Genomic DNA, 17,176 nt, shown 5'->3' on the forward strand with positions numbered 1-17,176 from the left:
CCGTCAAACCCAATTGATCACGCAAAAATCCAGACAATAACGTCCGACCCTCAACATCACCGCTCACAGATAATCCGTTCACAGTCATAGAAATCTTCATCAGATTTTCCTCCCTGAAATCTATGGCTCAACCGCCAAACACGCGCTTGAGCCATCCCTTTTTCTCGTCTGTTTCTTCAGCTTGTCCTGCCGGTTCGTCCGCAGGTGCGGCAGGGGCTGATTGTGGCGCGACCTCGACCGCACTTTGGAAGTTCTCAAAGAACTGATCCGCCATTTTCTTGGCCACGCCGTCGATGACACGACCACCAAGCTGCGCCAACTTTCCCCCGACGCGTGCGTCGACATTGTAAGCCAGCAGCGTGCCTTCGGGGACATCCGACAGGGTGACGTCCGCCGCGCCTTTGGCGAAACCGGCGGCTCCGCCCTTGCCTTCGCCCGAGAGCTTTACACTTTCCTGATCAACCATATCAGATAGGGTAACGGCACCTTTGAAGGTGGCTTTCACCGGGCCAACTTTCTGAACCACCGTGGCCGCAAAGCCGTCTTCGGCGGTTCCGGTCATCTCCTGACATCCGGGCACGCAGTCTTTCAGAACCTCTGCAGATAACAATGAGTCCCAGACCTTGGAACGTGGGGCCGCGATGACGCGGCTGTCATGTAGTTCCATGTCACTCCCTCCAGTATTTTTTGGTAAGCTACGCGGTGATCTGCCCGATGCCTATAAGACCTTGGGCGTAGTCACCGCAGTTTCGGTGGCGCATGGGTCAGCCCGTGCGCCGAGAATATCTGTTCGATGCGCCCGTCCTGCAAAGCAGCATAAATGGCGTCATCTACAGCATAACTGAGGCCGCGATAGGCGAAATGAACGGCCACGCCGCTGGTCCATGTGCTTACGGCAAATCCGGGCAGGGGTGGGGTGTGAATACCCAGATCGGGTGTCAGCCCGGCCTCTAACTGAGCGCGCGGGCCCATTGCCGCCATTGTCTCGCCTGCGGCGAGTGCCTCCATCGCCTGGACCGCCGAAGGGTAACGCCGCACGTTGCGCGACAGTTGCCCGCCGGGAAAAGCCGACAGGTAAAAATCGGCTATCGAGTCATTTTCCACGGCAACCGTATCAAAGCGGAAATAGGCGGGGACGGGCGGGTCTTCGGGGTATTCGTCCTTGCGATAAGCAATGGCGATTTCCTCATCATGGTATTGGCCGGTGAACACGACCTGTTCGACCCGGCAGGCAAATTCACTGTCATAGGGGATGTGCAGCATGACATTGGCCACGCGCCCGTTGATCAGCGGGCCCTTCCAGATCCAGTTGCGCAGATCGGCCTCAAGATTTTCCCCAGCGGTGACCAAATTGAACCGCGCCTCGACGCCCAGGTCTTCCGCGATCAGTTTGCCGATCTCGATATCGACGCCTTGAATCCTGCCATCTTTCTCAAACGACCAGGGTGCAAAATCTTCATAGGCTGCGAATTCGATATACCCGCGCTCGATGATGGTATCGAGGTCCGCCCCCACGATATCGCGGCTTGCATTCTGGGGTTTGGGTTGGGGCACATGATCTTCGCATCTGGCCAGCGCCGAGCCCGCGGTGAGGGTGGCGGCCAACAGGGAGAGAATAAGGTAACGTCCGATCATATGCCCCACTCTGCCGTTCTATTGCGCGGCAGACAATCCGATGGTCAGCTGTTCGGCTGCCTCGGCGAAATTCGGGCTGTCCCCCGAAATCAGAACCGCCGCCCGCAGCGCCACGCTGTCCGCAACCGGTGCGCCCGAAGCGGTTTCGATTGTGGTTGCGATTTCACTCAGCTCTGACTGCAAGGCACCGGCGTCGCCTTCTGCGCCATCGGCCATCGCGGACAACAGGTCGCGGATTTCTTTCAGGCGATCGGAATGATCATCCAACGCGCCATCGTCGGGCCGCGTCTCGATATAAGTCCGTATCGCCCAGGCTGCTTTCTGGCCCAGAAGCTCTCCGAAGGCGGGCATCTTGGTGATGCCGTTCTGGGTGTAACCTTCGCGGAACCGCTCGATATACCACTCATCGCCATACTCTTCCGCTTCCAGATACCGCAGATCGGGGGCAAGACCGCCCGAAACCACACCCAGCCCGTGGCACCGCGCGCAGTTCTGGTTATAGCCGGAATCGCCGATTTCGATTGCGGTCTGCCAGACCTCTTCGCCCTGATCGCGATAGGGGTTTTCGATCAGCCAATCCTCGCTTACGTCAGGCAGGGCGTCGGTGTCCACAGGTTGCGGCGCCACGTCGCCATGAGCCAGCGCCATGCTTGCCGTCATCGAAGCAACCAGCGCTGCACTATAAAAACCGAGACGCATCTTCTCCTCCTTCTGATGCTTTCCCCGGTCATAGCGCAGGCAGAATCGCCGCGAAATTCGACCTTGGTTGCAGATGCGACGTTGGCTGCGACTAAGGTCGAATGGTCGGGTCGGCAAAGTCGGGCTTTTACTTTGAAAGCCGGGGAGGAGGCGCAGAGATGATCAGAATGTCAGGCATTGTCGCGGCCCTGCTGCTGTTGCCGGGTCTTGCATGGGCCGAGGTCTCGATTTCAGTGACGTATCTGCAGCAGCAGATCGACCGCCCACCGGTCCTGTCCAATCTTGATCCCGTGCCCGAGACTCTGGGCATCGCTGGCGCGGAACTGGGTCTGGCCGATAACCTGACCACGGCCAAGTTTCTGGGTCACAGCTATGAACTGACGGTTACAACGGTTCCTGAAGGAGGGGAATGGCTGGCTGCCGCGCAGGCGGCTTTGGCTACATCCCCGTTTGTGATTCTCGATGCTCCAATGCAGGCGCAGCTGGATGTTGCTGACTTGCCCGAGGCTGCCGATGCCGTGCTGTTCAATGCGTCCGCCCCCGATCTCGCCCTGCGGGACGCGGCCTGTCGCGCAAACCTGCTGCATACTTTGCCGTCTGACGTGATGCGCACCGATGCGCTGGTGCAATTCTTTGTCAAACGCCGTTGGGACGAACTGGTTCTGATTTCCGGCGACCATCCCGGCGATCACGCTTTTGCAGACGCGTTGAAACGATCATTGCAGAAATTCGGCTTGGACCTGAAAGCGGAAAAGACATGGGTGTTCGATGCCGATCTGCGGCGCAATGCAGCGCAGGAAGTGCCTCTGTTCACACAGGAATTTGGTGACTATGACATCCTGCTTGTGGCGGATGAGCTGGACGATTTCGGCCGCTATATTCCCTTCAACACATGGGAAGCCCGCCCGGTTGCGGGCTCGGAAGGTCTGCAGCCCGTCACATGGTCGCGCGTGGTCGAACAATGGGGGGCGGTTCAGATGCAGAACCGGTTTTTCGATCAGACGGGGCGATCCATGCGTCCTCGCGATTATGCTGCATGGGCGGCGTACCGGACGTTGGGTGAGGCGGTCACGCGCACGCAATCCGGTGATGCGTCGGTTTTGCGGGACTACATTCTGTCGGATGATTTCGAATTGGCAGGTTTCAAAGGTCGGGCGATGAATTTCCGGTCGTGGAACGGCCAGCTGCGTCAGCCGATCCCTCTGGTCACCGACCGCGCGGTTGTCGCGATGGCGCCGCTAGAGGGGTTCCTGCATCAGCGCAGCGAATTGGACACGTTGGGCATCGATGAAGCTGAAAGCCAGTGTCAGGCGTTCAAGGAGGATCAGGGATGAGAATACCCGCAATTCTGGCAGCCACGGCGTTTTGCGTTCCGGCCACAGCCGATGAGATTTGGATCAGCAACGAAAAAGACGACACGCTCAGCGTGATCGACATCGAAACGCTGGAGGTGATCCGCACGATTGAGACCGGCGAGCGCCCCCGCGGGATCACCTTTTCCAAGGATTATTCGGTGCTGTATATCTGTGCGTCGGACAGCGACGCTGTGCAGGTCATGGATCCCGAGACGGGCGAGATTCTACATGACCTGCCCTCGGGCGAGGATCCCGAGCAATTTGTGCTGCATCCCAATGACCGGCATCTTTATATCGCCAACGAGGATGACGCGATCACCACCGTGGTCGATACCGAAAGCCGTCAGGTCATTGCCCAGATTGATGTGGGCATCGAACCCGAGGGAATGGCGGTTTCGCCTGATGGCAAGATCGCCATTACCACTTCGGAAACCACCAATATGGCCCATTGGATCGACACCGAAACGCGTGAATTATTCGCCAATACGCTGGTCGATTCGCGGCCACGCCACGCGGAATTCCTGAAAGACGGGACCGAGCTGTGGGTCAGTTCGGAAATTGGCGGCACGATCACCGTGTTTGACGTGGCAACCCAGACCGAAAAGGCCAAGATCGAGTTTGAGGTCAGCGGTGTCCATCCCGACCGGGTGCAGCCCGTGGGCTTTGAGCTGTCAACCGGGGACGAGACCGCCTTTGTCGCGCTTGGGCCGTCAAACCACATTGCCGCTGTCAATGCCGAAACCTATGAGGTCGAAGATTACATCCTTGTCGGCCGTCGTGTCTGGCATATGGATTTCAACGCGGACAAATCGCTTTTGTTCACCACAAACGGCGTGTCGGGCGATGTCACTGTAGTGGACGTGGCCAAGCGTGAACCGATCAAGACGATCAAGGTGGGCCGCTTCCCTTGGGGTGCTGCCTTCCGTCCGACGAGCTGAACAGGGAGATTTAAACATGGTTCGATTGACCGCATTTGCGACCGTTGCCCTACTGGCCTTGCCCGCTTCTGTGCTGGCCGATGTTGATGACGGATTCGGCCTGGCCGGAATCCTGTCAGCCAAGAACAAGGAAGACCTGCCGCCAATCACCCTGTCTGCGGGCGTGCCATTGGCCGAAGCGCCGTGGGAGCTGAAATCTGGCACCTACTACGAATTCGAAATTCAGGGCGATGGCAGTCAGGAACTGGCCTTGGTCGGCCCGGAGTTTTTCCGTGCGATCTGGGTGGATGAGATCGTGGTCGAAGGGTTGGAAATTCGCCCGTTGGGACTGGATTCCGTTGAATTTGACGAGGCTGGCGAAATGGAAATTGGTTTTGTTGCGATCAAGCCGGGCAGCTACTATCTGAAAGTGCCGGGCAGCACCGGTGAAACGCAGCGGCTGGAGATTACCATTAAGTGACGCGACGTTCTGTCCGGAATGTCAGCTAAACCCAAAGTGAAAAAGCGCGCCCTTGATGATGCGAGCTTTCACGTCCAGCAAGCCGCGCTTTGCACGTTACTGAGGTTCAACGGCGTTGGAACACCTCTGCATGGCCGAACGGACATGCGACCTGAATGGCGGGCACCGCAGGCGATTGGAAATCGCGCGCTGCCCGATCCGCGCTCTGTTATTTTAGCTGCTGGATGAGCGCACCGTGGGATTGGACGCTGGCGCGCGACATGCCATCACCAAACACGCGTATGATCTGTCGGCAACAGACGGGCTAACTGTCCTGTGGACACGTATCTGACCGATGATATCGCGGCCTTGCCGCGGGGTACTTGCGCATCCACCCCGTTCACTCATGCGGCCCAGAGGGTGATCCGCATCTACGACCATGGCAGAGATGAAAACCGGTCCCAATTGCGCTATGGTGCTGGCAACCGGAGGGTTCTGACATGATCCGCATCGCCACATTTTTTCTGTTTCTTACCTCGTCGGCGATGGCCCAGACGGTCGAGGACGAATACGGCACGCTCAATCCGCAGGATACCGGCTGGGGCAAGGTTCTGAGCAATATCGAGAATGGCATCACCGATATGACCACCTGCGCGTCCGGCTACTACATGACCAAATCAGGCCGCCATGATCTGGCGCGAACCTTGTTCAACACCTGTGCCGAGGCGGGATATACCGGCGCGATGACGTGGATGGGTCAGTTGGACAATAACGGGCTGGCCGGTCCCTACGACCCGGATGCAGCCGCGGCCTGGGACAAACGGGCCGCTGATCTGGGCGACCCGGTGGGCAAGTTTAACTACGGCCTGAACCTGTTGCGCGGGCATGGCGTTGCAAAGGATGAACAGCTTGGCCGCGCCTATGTGGACGAAGCCGCGCAGGACGGGTTGAAGATCGCGAAACGCCTGCAGGATTCAGGCTATGACCCGAACGAAGTGACGCCCGATGCTGACGAATGGAAATACGCGCCGCTGTTCTGAAACGGCTTGTTTCCCCGCTTTTCTACGACCAAAGGATGAGGCCGCGCGCTGTTTTGCTTGATGTGCGTCAAGCCGATGCCAGCAGTCGCAAAGGTATACTCCGGCAAACGTTCGGAGGATCAAATGAAACACATCGTTCTGTCCCTTGGCCTTGCCGCCTGCGCTGTCGCGGGCTCACCCGTTCTGGCCCAGTCCACATTCGACCGCGTTAAGGTCGAAGCAGGGGAGACCCTGTTTTTCTCGGAATGCCGCCGCTGCCATGCTCCGGATGCGACGGACCCCAGCTATGGCCCGCAACTGGACGGAATTGTCGGGCGTCAGGCCGGAACGGTTGAAGGATACGAATATTCCGAGGCGCTGGCTGGATCGGGCATCGTCTGGACCCCGGCAGCCCTGCGCGCCTGGATGGAGGACAATGACGGTTTCATGCCCGGCACCAAGATGCGCCATGTCGGGATCGAGGACCGAACAGTTCAGGATTTCATTCTGGCCTATCTGAACAGCCTTGAGGGGCAGAACTGACTGAATCAAAAAGTAAAGAACGCAAAGCTCACCGGAATGCGCTGTTTCGGTGACTTTCGCGATTCGTGTTGAAATTCGAGAATTGCACCCTACGACCATTGTGCAATTTCACCGATGGTCCTGCCTGCGAATAATACTCTCGCCAACAATCCCGACGCGTCGGAGATTCGGCGTGGAGGAAAGACACCAGTCTAGGGAGGACACAGATGAGCCGGTTTATAATGGCGGTGGTTGCAAGCGTTTTGGCAACGGGCGCAGCACACGCAGAAGTTACCGAAGACGATCTGGCCAATGACCAAACGATCACCAATCAGGTCGTGACAAACGGCATGGGTCGGCATTTACAGCGTTACAGCCCACTGGACATGCTCAACAAGGATAACGTCAGCAACCTGCTTCCCGCTTGGGCTTTCAGCCTGGGCGGTGAAAAACAGCGCGGCCAGGAAACGCAGCCGCTGATCTATGATGGCATGATGTATATCACCGGGTCCTATTCGCGCCTGTATGCGATCGACCTGAAGACCGGCAAAGAGGTCTGGCAATACGATGCGCGCCTGCCTGAAGGCATTCTGCCCTGCTGTGACGTGGTCAACCGGGGTGCAGCGATTTACGGCGACAAGATCTTTTTCGGCACGCTGGATGCGCGGATCGTGGCGCTTGATCTGAAAACCGGAGACGTCGTCTGGCGTGACAAGATCGCAGATTACAAGGCAGGCTACTCCTATACCGCCGCGCCGCTGATCGTGGATGGCCTGATCGTGACCGGCAATTCGGGCGGTGAGTTCGGGATTGTGGGTGAAGTGCAGGCTCGTGACGCCAATACCGGCGATATCGTCTGGACCCGTCCAGTGATCGAAGGCCACATGGGGACGCTGAACGGCGAAGAAAGCACCATGACCGGCGAACTGAACGCGACGTGGCCGGGCGATATGTGGAAAACCGGTGGCGGCGCGACATGGCTGGGCGGGTCATATGATGCCGATACTGACACGCTGATCTTTGGCGCAGGCAACCCGGCCCCCTGGAATTCGTGGCTGCGCGATGCGGGCACGCCGACCGAGGGCAACAAAGGTGACAATCTCTATGCCGCCAGCCGCATCGGGATCGACCCCAAAACGGGCGACATCAAGTGGCACTTCCAGACCACGCCGCGCGAAGGCTGGGACTATGACGGCGTGAACGAAGTGGTCGCCTATACCGACCGCGAGGGCAATCAGCGTTACGCAACCGCTGATCGCAACGGGTACTTCTACGTGCTGAACCGCGAAGATGGTGGGTTCGTCTCGGCCACGCCGTTCGTCAAGGATATCACATGGTCCTCCGGCGTGGATGATAACGGCCGTCCGATCTTTGTCGAAGACAACCGTCCCGGCGACCCGGCTTCGGCGGCAGATGGCAAGAAAGGCGAAGTGATCTTTGCCTCGCCCTCGTTCCTGGGCGGCAAGAACTGGATGCCGATGGCGTTTTCGCAGAAAACCGGCAACTTCTATGTGCCTTCCAACGAATGGGGCATGGATATCTGGAATGAACCGATCACCTACAAGAAAGGTGCGGCCTATCTGGGCGCGGGCTTTACCATCAAGCCGAACTACGAGGACCATATCGGCTCGCTCAAGGCCATTGACCCGGACACCGGCGAATGGAAGTGGGAATACAAGAACGATGCCCCGCTTTGGTCCGGTGTGATGACGACAGCTGGGGGATTGGTGTTCTTTGGCACCCCCGAAGGCGAATTCATCGCGTTGGATGATGAAACCGGTGAAAAGCTGTGGTCGTTCCAGACTGGCTCGGGCATCGTTGGCCAACCTGTGACCTGGGAACAGGATGGCGAGCAGTATGTCTCGGTCATCTCGGGCTGGGGCGGCGCGGTTCCGCTTTGGGGTGGTGAAGTGGCCAAGAAAGTCAACTACCTGAACCAGGGCGGCCTGTTGTGGACATTCCGCTTGCCGAAAGAGCTGGCCTCGGCCAACTGATCCGGCCTTTCCGCTGATGTAACGCGCGCCGTGACCCGGCGCGCGTTTATTATACGACTTTCCGCCAGTAGGCGTGGTTCCATTCCCTTGTTAGGCTTTGTTAGGTTGGGGCAATTCCATTGCGAAGGCTGAAAGTCATGCTTGCAAAATCCGCCAGACAAAAAGACTTTGAAAACGTGCTGATCGTGGATGATCACCCGCTGTTTTGCGATGCCCTGTCGATGACGTTGCAAAGCGTGGCGAAGATCGGGGAAATTCACACCGCGGACCGGCTTGAAGCGGCGCTGGATCGCATCGCAGGGGGATTAAAGCCCGATGCGGTCATGCTGGATTTGAACCTGCCGGATGTGGATGGGCTGGATGGTCTTGTTCGTCTCAAGGCGGCGGCAGACGCTCCGGTGATCGTGGTTTCGTCCATGACGGACAATCGGGTGGTCAGTCAGGTCATCCACGCCGGTGCCTCGGGCTATGTTCCCAAACACAGCCAACGCGACGTTTTCCGCACCGCGTTCGAGGCGGTGCTGGCAGGCGACGTGTTTCTGCCCGAGGGCTGTGTGCTGATACAGCCGGATGATGAGGACGAACAAAGCGATGCCGTTGGCCGGTTGGCGACGCTGACCAACCAGCAATCGCGGATTCTGCAACTGATCTGCGAGGGGAAACTGAACAAGCAGATCGCCTATGACCTGTCGATTGCGGAAACCACGGTCAAGGCGCATGTCACTGCGATCATGCGCAAACTGGGGGTGCAAAGCCGAACGCAAGCGGTGCTGATCGCCAACAAAGCGTCCTTTGCCAGCGTCTTGCAAGAGCAAGGCTAAGCGGCATACTCTCAGAAATCCACGCGCTTTAAGGGAGGAGGCTGGATGGACCAAGCTATCGGGTGGGCCGGTGCCCAATCCCGTTCGCCAGGTATCGTTAAAACGGCATTTGCACGATATGGCACCGAAGATGCTGTCACTGATCTGACCCATGCCTTGGGTGCGGATGATCTGGCGTTGGTTATCCTGTTTGTGACGGCCAATGCCGACGCGTCGGCAGTGATCGGTCAGGCGCGGGCGGCGTTTGCGCCGACGCCGGTGGTGGGTTGTACCACCGCTGGAGAACTGGCCGGTCAGGGCTATGCAGAAGATCAGATTGTCGCGCTGGGGTTACCCGCGGCTTATTTTGAGGTCCGGACTCTGCTGGTGCCGGACCTGGACAGTTTCTCGGCGCAGGAAATCATCGATCAGATGATCCGCAACCGCAACGAAATGATGGAGGTACAGCCCAACTGGGAGCATGAGTTCACATTTCTGATGATCGACGGCCTGTCGACGAAAGAGGATACGTTGACATCTGAACTGGCAGTGGGTCTTGGTCCGGTTCCGCTGTTCGGGGGGTCGGCCGGGGACGGAATCAGCTTTGAACACACCTATGTGCTGCATGATGGTGAGGCGCTGGAGAACGCGGCAATTCTGACGCAAGTCCGGACTCGCTGTCCGATCAAGGTATTCAAGTCGGACCATCTTGTGCCCACCGCGCACCGTATGGTGGTGACCGAAGCAGATCCCGCGAAACGGATCGTGCGCGAGATCAACGCCGAACCGGCGGCGCGTGAATATGCCCGAATTCTCGGAAAAGACCCCGAACAACTGACAACCTTCACCTTCGCCGCGCACCCGGTTGTGGTGCAGATCGGTGGCCAGCACCACGTTCGCGCGATCCAGCAGGTTGCAGGCAATGGCGATCTGGTTTTCTTTTCCGCCATTGATGAAGGGCTGGTTCTGACCCTGGCCGAGCCGATGGATATGGTAACGCATCTGGAAGGTGAGATCGCGGCACTGACTCAGCATGAACGGCCGGACACTATCCTTGGATGTGATTGCATTCTGCGCCGATTGGAAGCGCAGGAAAAGCAAATGACCGGTGCCATTTCTAACATCCTGTCGGAGAACCGGGTTGTCGGCTTTTCCACCTATGGTGAGCAATTTAACTCGATTCATGTAAACCAGACGCTGACCGGGGTTGCGATCTATCCCCCGGACAAGGTGCCGCATGATTGACTCTCTGCTGGACCCGTCCGATTCCCTGGATCGGCAGAATAAGAAACTGCTGAAAATCGCCGAAGCCCTGATGCGCCGGGTCGAGGAGTCGACCGATGCAAGCGGCGCGGCCTACGCGCAGTTTCAGCGCGCCGCGATGCTAGAGCAGGAGGTGCGCGCCCGAACCGATGACCTGGAACGTGCGCTTGAGCTGTTGAATGAATCCAACGCCCGGCTGGCTCATGCGAACCAGGAAACCGAAGCCGCGCGTGCTGATCTGGCCAATGCGATTGAGACTGTGCAGGAAGGGTTCGCCCTGTTCAATGTCAATGAAGAACTGGTCCTGTGTAACAGCCGTTTCGGTATGCACATGCCTGATATCCAAGGCCATCTGACGCCGGGGCTGCGATTCAAGCAATATGTCGAACTGGTCAGTCAGTCCAAACATCTGTCGCTGCCCGAATCCGTCTCGCCGCAGGACTGGCAGCGCCGTCGATTGACCCGTCACACCGACGATCATGTCGTCTTTAACGTGCGTTTGAACGGCAATCGCTGGACGCAGGTTTCGGAACACCGCACGCCGGACGGAGGCACCGTCATCCTGCAAACGGATGTGACCGACATTATGCGGGTTGAACGGCAGGAAAGAGACCGGATTCTGGATGACAAGGCGCGTCTGATCCGGGCGACCCTGGAACATATCGATCAGGGGGTCTGTATCTTTGACAGCAAGCTGCGCCTGATCGGTTGGAACAATCGCGCCAGCGAGTTGCTGGACATTCCAAATGCGCAATTCCAGATGGGTGCGCAGTTCAAAACTCTGTTCAACCGACTAAGCACCAACATCAGTTTCGAAGAAGGACTGTCAGAGTCAGATTTGCTGGCCTGGGTAAACAAGCTGACAGAGCGCCCGCCTCTGAGTTTTCAGATGCACAGCGGTCGGTTCAAGATCCTTTCGGTGTTTGCGCAGGAAATGCCGGATCGGGGATTCGTGATCTCATTCACCGACGTCACGGCCGAGCGTCAATCTGCGCAAGCGCTTGTCGAGGCCAAGGAACTGCTGGAACAACGGGTGGCTTCGCGCACGGTGGAACTGGCGGATGCGCTGAACGATGCGGAACGCGCCAACGCCTCGAAATCCCGGTTTGTGGCGGCAGCCAGTCATGATCTGTTGCAGCCCTTATCTGCTGCCAAGCTTTATGTTGCCACGTTGGGCAGCGGGTTGAATGCGATGGATGCGCAAAGCGTTGCGACCAAGGCCGAAAGTGCGCTGAACAGCGTCGAACACATCCTTGAGGCCCTGCTGGATATATCCAAGCTGGATTCAGGTAGCGTCTCGGTTCACATGTCGACCGTCAGCATGGGCGACTTGTTCACCCAGTTGGAAGATTCCTTCCGACCCGTTGCGCAGGCCAAAGGGTTGGATCTTCGGTTTGTCGCGACTGATGTGCTGGTCCGAAGCGATGCCAGCTATCTGCGTCGCATATTGCAAAACCTTTTGTCCAACGCGATCCGCTACACGGACTCCGGCAAAGTTCTGGTCGGCGTGCGGCGGCGTGGGAAATCCGTTCTGATCGAGGTTCTGGATACCGGAATCGGTATTGCGGATGACCAGAAACAAGTCATCTTTCAGGAGTTCAAGCGTTTGCACGCGGATGCCAGCGCCGCGGAAGGGATGGGCCTTGGTCTGGCAATCGTGGAACGGGCCTGCGAGTTGCTGGATCACAAGATTGTTCTGCGGTCCGAGTTGGAAAAGGGCACGGTGTTCTCGGTCGAGGTTCCGGTTGCCCAATCCGCTCTGCCTGAGCACGCGGTGCCCGATCTTGTGAGACCACCGGAAACAAAGGCACTGGGCAGTACAGTTGCCCTTTTGATCGAGAATGATGAGAATCTGCGTGGCGCGTTGGCAATGACGATGGAGGCTTGGGGCGTTCAGGTTCTCGAATGCGTCAGTCAGGAAGATGCCGAGAACCTTTTGAATGAGATTGGCATTTTACCGGATATCATCGTCGCTGATTATCAATTGAATGACGGCAAATTGGGGACTGATGCCGTGCGTGATTTGGCGGCCACATTCGGACCTTTGCCAGCCTGCATCATTTCAGCCAATCGTTCGACGGAACTTACAGATGCCTGCGCTTCTGCAGGACTGCCTCTTCTTCACAAGCCCATTGATGCGCAAAAACTGAAACAGGTGATCGAAACGGCTTTGTCCGATATCCCTGCGCACTGAAATGTCCATCGTGCAATGGTGGCGGATTAGATTAATATTTGCAATGTATTACCGGACGATCTTAACTATGATATTTGCAACGCGAAAGACGTCTTGAGTGCCAATGGGGTTCCACGTTTCGGCCTCAAGCCGTCGTCCATTCAGCCATGTTCCGTTCGACGATCCCAGATCGCGCAGATACAACTCACCCGACTTTTCGATCCGAATGACACAATGACGCCCCGAGGTCTTTCCGCTTCGGGGCAGTGCTAGATCGGCCCAGCTGCCGTCGCGCCCGATCTTGATCGAGTGGGAAGACTTGATCCCGGGGACCTTGCGAAACTCGACCGACTTTCCCCGATCCGGTCCACCCGCGACAACCAATTGCCAGAAACCCATCGACCTGGCGGCCATTGGGCTGTGCCAGACCACACCGGCGACCCTGTCATAGCGAGCGGACGCATTCGGGTTCACCCCCGTCAGGCCAAATGTCAGCACTTTCTTGATGGCCCGCGTCGACCTGCGTATGGACGATACAGGTTTCCCGTTTTTGTCCCGCATGGTCAGACGAAGCGCGAACCGGCCGAGCGTGTGGCCGCCAAGAAAACCTTCGCATACCAGCCAATAGATTAAGACCAGCACCACATAGAAGATCATCACATAGCCGGGGTTCGACAGCCACAATCCCATATGTTGGCGCAACACTGGTGCAATCGTGGCCAGCACGAAGCCCAGAAACATGTAATCCAGAAGGGCAGCAGCGGTCAGCAGACGGGCCGCGCTTTTTCCATCCAGTGCACCACCGACTTTCATGCCTGAGCTCCCAACAAGGTCAGCGCCAGAAACAGGGCACATCCAACCGAGAACACCATTAGCGCATCACATCTCATACGCATGGCAAACTTCGCACCTCCACCAGTGCTGCGAAAATGAAAGGTCGATACCCAGAACGCGACGCCGGTCCCGATGGTGGTAAACAACAGCGTTTCGGGCAGAACCTGTCGCACCGGATGTGTGGCCAGCCACTCTGCAGCCCCAACCAGCAACCCGCCCCACAAAAGCGCGATAACATAAATCGCAAACCCCAACACTTCGTTCAACGATTTGCTGAACCTTGCAACCAGCGCGCCTAATCCCCAGCCCAGCGCGGCTGAAATCAGAAGCAAGAGCGTCATTCGTACCGGAAGAGACAATGTAGATACATCAACATTCGGCGCTAAACTCATAGAACTGTTCGCGAAATTCGAGGTAATTCCCAGAAAGGCCAACAGGGCTCCGATGCCTGCTCCGATATTGCCGGCAAATGTGAACAGCTCATTGGTCAATGAGATTTTGTCTCTGAATCCTTTGGGGAATTTCATGTCACCTATACCTGCAAGTCATTAATCAAAACACGCGCTGCCTGATCGCGAAGAGTGAAATGGCAGCCGTAAATATGCCGAATCGTTGATCCAAAATAAAAAGTATGTGATTTTTTCGGTAATTAAGAAGAAAAAATCTTTGCGGAGAAAGTATATGCGTTCTGTAGCGATTTCGGTTTTTGCCTCCCTTTCGCTGTTTTTGTCTGCCTGTGTGGAAGAGACAATTCAAAGTGCGTCGTCTTCGACGGTCGCCGGAAAAACCCAGCAAGAAAAACAACTTGAGAAGCAGGTCAAAAGCCTGGATCAGGTATCTAAAGACATCATTGTCAACAACACGGTACAAGGCGCACTGGCTGGTGCGGTGGCCTTGTGTGGGGTTGCATTACTGTTGGGTGGTGATGGTGGTGATTGTGCGACCGCAGCCGCCGCTGGCGCGGTGGTTGGCGGTATTGGAGGCAACCAGGTTGGCCGACAAGCTGCCGCCAAGAACGTGGAAATCGTGAACAGTAAAGCCGTTTTGGCCAATTTGTCGAACGTCAGCAAACAGCTGAATTCGGTTGAGGCAAACTTGCGCTCGGTTCTGCGTGCGCAGGATGCAGAGCTAAAATCTCTGCGCCGTCAGGTGGATGGCGGTCAGCTTTCGGACACGGCTTACAACAAGCGCGTCAAAGCAATCAAATCGAACCGTCAGGTCGTCTCGAACGAATTGAAACGCAGCGAGCAGAACATGGATGGCACGATTACCGAATTGCGGGCAGCGTCCAAGCAGGGGCAGCCCGGCCTGAGCGGCGCGACAAATGCGGCGGTCAGCAACAAAAACCGTCTGGCCCGGACGCGCGCATCGATTAACCTGCTTTGATTTATTTGGTCCGCGCCTGCGTGTCAGGGGCGGACTGTCCAGTTGAAAGTTAAAAATGATGGTTTCTATGTCCAAACGTGTCTTTCTACCGGTTCTGTTTGTCGCAAGTGGTGCGCTGATGGCCTGCACGGGCTCGACCGACCCGACAACAGCAACATTGTTCGACAACATCCAAAACCTGAATTCCGGGGAATATGACCGTCAGATCGCCAGCAACCGGGCGCAGGCCGACGCGATTCTGGCGCAGAACAAGGCGGCGGAACAGCGTAACGCGCAACTGGCAGCGCAGCGCAATGCCAATCAGGCCGAGATCAACGCGCTGCGCCAGCAGATTGCCGATGTGAAGGCGCAAGGTGCCAAGGCGCGGACCGCTTCGACGTCAAGCCCAGAGCGGTTGCAGCAGGTCAATGCGCTGGACAGTCAGCTACGGGCCGTCGAGCGCGAGGTTTCAAGCGGAACGGCCAACGCCTCGGCGGCACGGTCGGAATTGAATAACATCAAAGCCGCCTACCGCGCGCTGTCGATCTAACAAAAGACGAAGAATTAGACTGGCGCTTGCTTAGGCCGGTGCCGGTCAGGACATTTTACCTGAGGGGGGGTCTTGGGATTGTGACCTACGGGATTTCAAGAATTGTGATGGCCGCCGTCGCGGCTTTGGTCGTAACGGGAACTGCACAGGCGCAAGAGGGTCGGACCCGCGCGCCAGCCACCGGGTTAGCCATTCTGGATTGCGCGCCAGCCGCGCCCGCGCCTGAAGATAGCTGTCTGCTGCGGGTTCCATCGGGCAACGAACGCGGCAGAATGAGCTTTAGCTCGCTGGGCGGAGAGGATGCCGAGTTCAAGCTGCTGAAGTCTCTGGATGAGGTGCCGGGCAATCTGACCCTGTCCGCGACCATGGTCCTGATTGATTTGTCCATTGGCAATCAGGGTGGTCGACGGGGCACCTGGAACCGCGAGCGTGACCTGATCGCTCAGGTGGTTTCCAACCTTCCGTCCGGCGAGAAAGTGGCAATCTACGGGTTTGGAAACGAGATTGTCGAACTGTCGCCTTTTTCAACCAACCGTTCCGGCGCGGAAGATGTCATCGACAGCCTGAACATCACTGAACAAAACACACGTCTTGTCGCCAACGCGACCCGCGCCATTGAACTGCTGAATGATCAGGACGATGTTCTGCTGAAGAACCTCATCCTGATCACTGATGGCGACGAAGAGGGGTTGGCCACCGTCGAAGAAATCTCGGAAGAGGCCGAAAAGGCCGGGGTGTCGCTTTCTGCTTTGGGGATGTTCTGGCGGGCGCAAGGCAATGAGCGCACAACGCGCGGTATCGACGTGCTGAAGCGCCTGACGGATCCTCAGAAAGGGCTGATGGAAGAGGTCTTCTTGCAGAACCCGGCATCAGTGAATGCGGTTGTTTCGGATTTCATCGGTTCTTACGGGAATGCGGTGCGCGGGTCGGGACTGATTGTACCGGTTGGGAACCCGGTCTCGGCGCGGATCAATATCGAGATGATCGAGCCGGTGGTTGGCCAGCCCGGGCAGACTCAGACTCAAACTTATTCGGCCGAGTTCAGGCCGCTGGCTCCTCCGCCTGTTGAACCGGCTCCTGAGCCCGAGCCTGAGACCAACAAGATTTTCGGGATCGACGCCCTCTATGTCTATATCGGGGCCGGGGTACTGGTCCTGTTGCTTCTGCTGTTGGCCGTCATGATGTTGCGTCGTGGGTCGGGCGATGATGACGACGAACTGGTGTTTGAAGATGAGCCCAGCGAACTGGATGATCCCGGCCCGGTCCGAAGCCCGGCTGCAGCACCAGTCCCGCCGATTGCATTTCTGGTGCGCGAGGACAATGGTCACCGGTTCCCGGTGGCAACCGGGCGCGCCACCTTGGGCCGCAGCGGCTCAAACGCGGTCGTGATCCCGGATGGCGGGGTCTCTCGTGTCCACGCCGAGTTGAATGGCTCGCCGGATGGCCGCTTTACGCTGAATGATCTGGGCAGTCTGAACGGCACGCTGGTCAATGATCGCAAGATCAAGGGAACGCAGCGCATTAACGTGGGTGACATTGTGGGCCTTGGGTCCGTACGCCTGAAACTGGTGCGGGCATAAGCCCGCGACC

General features: G+C 57.5%; 17 protein-coding genes and 1 pseudogene. 12 read left to right on the top strand and 6 right to left on the bottom strand.

Translation table 11 applies throughout. The features are described 5' to 3' along the window. The 4 genes and pseudogenes from ACR0K4_RS00005 to pedF form a co-directional block, all read right to left on the bottom strand. Nucleotides 1-103 (bottom strand): annotated as a pseudogene (locus tag ACR0K4_RS00005) ((2Fe-2S)-binding protein); the annotation flags it as partial. A gap of 24 nt (nucleotides 104-127) precedes the next feature. Continuing rightward, entirely contained in the window at nucleotides 128-667 is a 540-nt protein-coding gene (locus ACR0K4_RS00010) for an SRPBCC family protein (RefSeq protein ID WP_480515880.1), read from the bottom strand. 71 nt (nucleotides 668-738) lie between these two features. Continuing rightward, entirely contained in the window at nucleotides 739-1,635 is an 897-nt protein-coding gene (locus ACR0K4_RS00015; protein WP_480852354.1) for a substrate-binding periplasmic protein, read from the bottom strand. Between the two features lie 18 nt (nucleotides 1,636-1,653). After that, on the bottom strand, nucleotides 1,654-2,334 hold the full coding sequence (pedF, locus tag ACR0K4_RS00020) for a cytochrome c-550 PedF (protein WP_480515878.1): 681 nt from the start codon (nucleotides 2,332-2,334) through the stop codon (nucleotides 1,654-1,656). A 158-nt stretch (nucleotides 2,335-2,492) separates the two neighbouring features. Here pedF and ACR0K4_RS00025 point away from each other — a divergent pair, with 158 nt between their 5' ends. From ACR0K4_RS00025 to ACR0K4_RS00065, 9 genes are all read left to right on the top strand, one after another. Then, a complete protein-coding gene (locus ACR0K4_RS00025) occupies nucleotides 2,493-3,668 on the top strand; it encodes an ABC transporter substrate-binding protein (protein ID WP_480852355.1) in 1,176 nt (391 codons plus the stop codon). Further along, a complete protein-coding gene (locus ACR0K4_RS00030; RefSeq protein ID WP_480515877.1) occupies nucleotides 3,665-4,627 on the top strand; it encodes a YVTN family beta-propeller repeat protein in 963 nt (320 codons plus the stop codon). The genes ACR0K4_RS00025 and ACR0K4_RS00030 overlap by 4 nt, the downstream gene beginning before the upstream one ends. A 16-nt stretch (nucleotides 4,628-4,643) precedes the next feature. Continuing rightward, nucleotides 4,644-5,087: a cupredoxin domain-containing protein gene (locus tag ACR0K4_RS00035; RefSeq protein ID WP_480852356.1), complete on the top strand. Its 444-nt coding sequence runs from the start codon at nucleotides 4,644-4,646 to the stop codon at nucleotides 5,085-5,087. Between the two features lie 479 nt (nucleotides 5,088-5,566). Then, nucleotides 5,567-6,106, top strand: a complete 540-nt coding sequence (locus ACR0K4_RS00040; protein ID WP_480852357.1) for an SEL1-like repeat protein — start codon at nucleotides 5,567-5,569, stop codon at nucleotides 6,104-6,106. Between the two features lie 123 nt (nucleotides 6,107-6,229). Next, a complete protein-coding gene (locus tag ACR0K4_RS00045; protein WP_480515874.1) occupies nucleotides 6,230-6,628 on the top strand; it encodes a c-type cytochrome in 399 nt (132 codons plus the stop codon). 206 nt (nucleotides 6,629-6,834) lie between these two features. Further along, complete coding sequence (locus ACR0K4_RS00050; protein ID WP_480852358.1) at nucleotides 6,835-8,601, top strand: PQQ-dependent methanol/ethanol family dehydrogenase; 1,767 nt, start codon at nucleotides 6,835-6,837, stop codon at nucleotides 8,599-8,601. A 137-nt stretch (nucleotides 8,602-8,738) separates the two neighbouring features. Further along, on the top strand, nucleotides 8,739-9,422 hold the full coding sequence (locus tag ACR0K4_RS00055) for a response regulator (RefSeq protein ID WP_480515872.1): 684 nt from the start codon (nucleotides 8,739-8,741) through the stop codon (nucleotides 9,420-9,422). A 45-nt stretch (nucleotides 9,423-9,467) separates the two neighbouring features. Continuing rightward, on the top strand, nucleotides 9,468-10,646 hold the full coding sequence (locus tag ACR0K4_RS00060; RefSeq protein WP_480852359.1) for an FIST N-terminal domain-containing protein: 1,179 nt from the start codon (nucleotides 9,468-9,470) through the stop codon (nucleotides 10,644-10,646). Continuing rightward, nucleotides 10,639-12,858, top strand: a complete 2,220-nt coding sequence (locus ACR0K4_RS00065) for a PAS-domain containing protein (protein ID WP_480852360.1) — start codon at nucleotides 10,639-10,641, stop codon at nucleotides 12,856-12,858. Before ACR0K4_RS00060 ends, ACR0K4_RS00065 begins: the two co-directional genes overlap by 8 nt. Nucleotides 12,859-12,906: 48 nt before the next feature. Here the strand turns inward: ACR0K4_RS00065 and ACR0K4_RS00070 are convergent, their stop codons facing one another. Beyond that, nucleotides 12,907-13,650, bottom strand: coding sequence for an FHA domain-containing protein (locus ACR0K4_RS00070; RefSeq protein ID WP_480852362.1), 744 nt, complete (start codon nucleotides 13,648-13,650; stop codon nucleotides 12,907-12,909). After that, the gene (locus ACR0K4_RS00075; protein WP_480852363.1) at nucleotides 13,647-14,198 is read right to left on the bottom strand and encodes a hypothetical protein; all 552 of its coding nucleotides are present in this window, start codon (nucleotides 14,196-14,198) and stop codon (nucleotides 13,647-13,649) included. The genes ACR0K4_RS00070 and ACR0K4_RS00075 overlap by 4 nt, the downstream gene beginning before the upstream one ends. 85 nt (nucleotides 14,199-14,283) lie before the next feature. Between ACR0K4_RS00075 and ACR0K4_RS00080 the strand changes: the two genes are divergently transcribed. The 3 genes from ACR0K4_RS00080 (at nucleotide 14,284) to ACR0K4_RS00090 (ending at nucleotide 17,166) form a co-directional block, all read left to right on the top strand. After that, entirely contained in the window at nucleotides 14,284-15,057 is a 774-nt protein-coding gene (locus ACR0K4_RS00080; protein WP_480852365.1) for a hypothetical protein, read from the top strand. A gap of 67 nt (nucleotides 15,058-15,124) precedes the next feature. Continuing rightward, nucleotides 15,125-15,586: a hypothetical protein gene (locus ACR0K4_RS00085; RefSeq protein ID WP_480852366.1), complete on the top strand. Its 462-nt coding sequence runs from the start codon at nucleotides 15,125-15,127 to the stop codon at nucleotides 15,584-15,586. 107 nt (nucleotides 15,587-15,693) lie between these two features. Beyond that, a complete protein-coding gene (locus ACR0K4_RS00090; RefSeq protein WP_480852367.1) occupies nucleotides 15,694-17,166 on the top strand; it encodes an FHA domain-containing protein in 1,473 nt (490 codons plus the stop codon). The last annotated feature ends 10 nt before the right edge of the window (nucleotides 17,167-17,176 follow it).

Source organism: Ruegeria sp. K11 (assembly GCF_056531905.1).